Annotated in this window: 3 protein-coding genes and 1 tRNA gene; all 4 read right to left on the minus strand. The window is 40.8% G+C overall.

Annotated elements, in window-relative coordinates; translation table 11 throughout:
* Positions 1–425 precede the first annotated feature (425 nt).
* The 4 genes from G322_RS0117785 to G322_RS0117800 all read right to left on the minus strand — a co-directional run bounded on the left by G322_RS0117785 (position 426) and on the right by G322_RS0117800 (position 4,204).
* Positions 426–1,706 carry a uracil-xanthine permease family protein gene (locus G322_RS0117785; protein WP_022943044.1) on the minus strand — a complete coding sequence of 427 codons (1,281 nt, stop codon included), beginning with the start codon at positions 1,704–1,706 and terminating at the stop codon, positions 426–428.
* Positions 1,706–2,332, minus strand: a complete 627-nt coding sequence (upp, locus tag G322_RS0117790; RefSeq protein WP_022943045.1) for a uracil phosphoribosyltransferase — start codon at positions 2,330–2,332, stop codon at positions 1,706–1,708. Before upp ends, G322_RS0117785 begins: the two co-directional genes overlap by 1 nt.
* A gap of 212 nt (positions 2,333–2,544) precedes the next feature.
* Entirely contained in the window at positions 2,545–3,762 is a 1,218-nt protein-coding gene (locus tag G322_RS0117795; protein WP_022943046.1) for an ammonium transporter, read from the minus strand.
* Positions 3,763–4,128: 366 nt separating this feature from the next.
* Positions 4,129–4,204 (minus strand) — tRNA-Asn (locus G322_RS0117800).
* Positions 4,205–4,222: the final 18 nt, after the last annotated feature.

A 4,222-nucleotide genomic window follows, 5' to 3' on the forward strand; every position in this document is an offset into this window, starting at 1 on the left:
ATGAATATTCATCATATCCCCCTAAAAGTTATACGGATTAATTTTCATAGTAAATAAAAGAGGGGATTGTAACTGAGTGGAAACATGGCGACTAATTATTGAAAAATTAAATGGTCATGTTATTCAATGTATACCCATGATACTTCAAGATGCAAAGTCAGCAAGGCAAATTGTGCCGATATACTAGGCATAAAATTGAAGCCTAGTCATTCTAAGTCGAAATTTTATAACGACGTAGATTGGTGCATGTTGCCTTGCCCTGCGGGGCGCAAGCTCGAAAACCAGCTCAGCGTTGCAACACTCAAAAAGTGAATGACAATGACCTCGTGTTGCGCCTTGTTCTGGTTGTCGAGCTTGTGCCTGACAAAGCATCTTGAGGTAACATGGGTATATTAAGTGCCAGGCTTCCCTGACACTTAATATAATTATTTTACCCGAGGTAGTAACAAGTTCAATGCGATTGCCACCAACCCACATAAACTTACGCCTTGTAAGCTAAATGCACCAAAACCAAATGCCATGCCACCAATACCAAATATTAACGTAACGGAAACAATACACAGATTACGTGCGTTAGAAAGATCTACCTGATGACGAATCAACGCATTCAACCCCACCGAGGCAATAGTACCAAACAGCAAAATCATAATACCGCCCATCACCGCAACAGGAATAGTTTGTAATATAGCCCCAAACTTACCCACAAATGCCAAGCAAATAGCGATAACCGCCGCCCACATCATAATTTTAGGGTTAAAGTTACGAGTCAACATCACCGCGCCAGTTACTTCGCTGTAAGTAGTATTAGGTGGACCACCTAATAACGCCGATGCACTAGTTGCGAGTCCGTCACCAAACAAAGTACGATGCAATCCTGGTTTTTTCAGGAAATCTTTACCGGTAACATTACTGATTGCTAAAATATCACCCACATGCTCAACCGCTGGCGCAATGGCAACCGGAATCATAAAGAGGATCGCATGCCAGTTCCACTCAGGCGCTACAAAGTTAGGTACGCTTAACCAAGGTGCATTTATAATCGGTGCAAAGTCAATCACACCAAAAAAGAATGACAAACTATAACCCACTATCACACCAGCAAAAATAGGCACTAGTTTAAATACCCCTTTTGCCATCGTTGAAACGAGCAATGTGGTTACCAGTGCCGACAGTGAGATAATTAATGCCGTATTTTGCTCAATCAAAACCATTGAGCCATCTCCCGCCCTGCCGAGCGCCATATTAACCGCCATAGGAGCAAGTCCAAGACCGATCACCATGATCACAGGCCCCACAACAACCGGGGGCAACAGACGATGGATAAAATCTACACCACGCTGCTTTACCGCATACGCCATCAGCATATACACAATTCCTGCTACAAACAGCCCTGACATAGTACTTGGTATACCCCACGTTTGTACACCATATGCAATGGGCGCAACAAAGGCAAAAGAGGAGGCTAAAAAGATAGGCACTTGCCCTTTAGTGACCAGATGAAAAAGTAATGTGCCAAAACCCGCGGTAAACAGTGCAACATTTGCATCAAGCCCCGTAATCAAAGGCATTAAGACTAACGCACCAAAAGCAACAAATAACATCTGCCCACCCGCAAGAATTTGCTGGGGTGTGGTTAAGTTTGCGGTGATATCTTCAATGGGCTGTTCAGCCACTAAGATTGCATCAGGTGCATTCTTGGCCGTCATTATTTAGTCCCGAATATTTTATCACCCGCATCACCTAAACCAGGTACAATATAACCCTTATCGTTAAGATGAGAATCAATTGAAGCGGTGTAAACTTCAATATCAGGATGCGCCTCTTCTAGTGCTTTTAATCCTTCAGGAGCCGCCACTAAAATAAGTACTTTAATGTTTGTTCCACCCTGCTCTTTAATCAGATCCAATGTTGAAATCATCGATCCACCAGTTGCAAGCATCGGATCAACGACTAACACTAAACGTTGGTCAATTTGGCTGACCAGTTTTTGAAAGTAAGGAACAGGCTCTAGCGTTTCTTCATCGCGATAAATACCAACAACACTTATTTTTGCACTCGGCATATGCTCAAGTACACCATCCATCATGCCTAAACCTGCACGTAAAATAGGCACAACCGTTGCTTTTTTACCTTTAATTTGTTCAATATCAACTTTGCCATCCCAACCATCAATGGTTACCGTTTCAACAGCCAGATCTTTGGTGGCTTCATAGGTTAATAAACTAGACACTTCGCGGGCAAGTTCACGAAAATGTTTGGTACTGATATCAGCTTTACGCATTAAACCGATTTTGTGTTGAATTAATGGATGCTTTACTTCAATGACTTTCATATTTATAACCTTAATGATGAGATAACTTGATGAATTTTAAAACGAGAGCTTTATAACAGAATTTCTCTTATAAAAACTGTGATAAATCATAGTTCCTTTTATAACAGAATTATTTGTCATTTATATGCTATTTTACTCCTATTTTTACTGATGAAACACATAGAAAAGGGTGAAAAATTCAGCTATCACCCTTTAAAAGATTATTTTTAGAACTATTTATTGGTCAGGTTGGTTGCGCCTATTTTATGGATAGCAACATCTGCGCCATTAAACTCATCCTCTTCACTTAAACGAATCGGTGCAAAGTAATTGACCCCTTTGTAAACGATAAAACCACCGATCAATGCAACAGTAACACCTGTCAATGAACCAATAAGTTGGCTGATAAAGCTAACACCACCTAACCCACCAAAAGCTTCAAGACCAAAGATACCCGCGGCAATTCCCCCCCATAGCCCACAAACACCATGCAGGGGCCAGACACCTAATACATCATCAAACTGTGAAAACTTATTTTGTACGGTGATAAATAACCAAACAAACAGGCCACCAGCCACTAAACCGGTAACTAATGCACCCATCGGGTGCATTACATCAGAGCCCGCACACACTGCAACTAAACCTGCTAACGGACCATTGTGAATAAAACCAGGATCTTTTTTGCCAATCACTAAGGCACTAAGAATACCACCTACCATCGCCATTAATGAGTTAATTGCTACCAAGCCACTAATGCCCTCAATCGCTTGTGCAGACATAACATTAAAACCAAACCAGCCAATTGATAAGATCCACGCACCTAATGCGAGTAACGGAATATTTGAGGGTGCAAATGCCACCACTTTTCCGCCACGATAACGCCCATTACGGCTACCTAACACTACAATCGCAGCAAAGGCTATCCAACCACCCACTGCATGCACTACAATTGACCCTGCAAAGTCATGAAACCTTGCTCCAAAACTATTTTCTAACCATGTTTGGAAACCATAATTGCCATTCCAAATCAAGCCTTCAAAAAAGGGATATACCAAACCAACACACAGTGCAGCCGCAATTAACATCGGGTTAAATTTAGCACGCTCAGCAACACCCCCTGAAATAATGGCAGGAATAGCGGCGGCAAAGGTCATTAAAAAGAAGAATTTAACCAGTTCATAACCATTGTCTCGTGCCAACACCTCTGCGCTATCAAAGAAAGTCACACCATAAGCAAACCAATAACCAAAGAAAAAGTATACAAGTGCTGACACGCCAAAGTCAGACATAATTTTAACCAACGCATTGACTTGGTTTTTGTGGCGAACAGTGCCAACCTCTAAAAAAGCAAACCCTGCATGCATGGCAAAGACCATGATGGCTCCTAATAATATAAACAGCGTATCTGCACTACTTACTAATGCGGTTACATGATTTTGAATTGATTCCATTCTGGCCTCTATTTGCTCATTTTAATATCAGTAAAAATTTAATGAGATGTTAACTTATCACGGTAGCCATTAACAATACCAGAATTAGCAATATCAAAAATAGTTTGTAATGAAACGTTACAATGTTGTTTACTAAAGGAGTAATGAAGCAAAAAAAATCCTGAACGATTATGTCCAGGACTCTTAATGTGGCTCCTCTTATTGGATTTGAACCAATGACGCGATACGCTTTGGTCACTATTCTTTGCAAGCCTCTCAGAAAAGGTTATTAACCTTACTCTTTCTGTCCAAATAATATTTTCACTCAACTACTCACTAAATTTTAAGCAAAAAAAATCCTGAACGATTAGTTCAGGATTTTTAATGTGGCTCCTCTTAATGGACTTGAACCATTGACACACGGATTAACAGTCCGTTGCTCTACCAACTGAGCTAAAGAGGAATTAGTTTTGAAACTCAA

Source organism: Psychromonas hadalis ATCC BAA-638, assembly GCF_000420245.1.
Lineage (GTDB): Bacteria > Pseudomonadota > Gammaproteobacteria > Enterobacterales > Psychromonadaceae > Psychromonas > Psychromonas hadalis.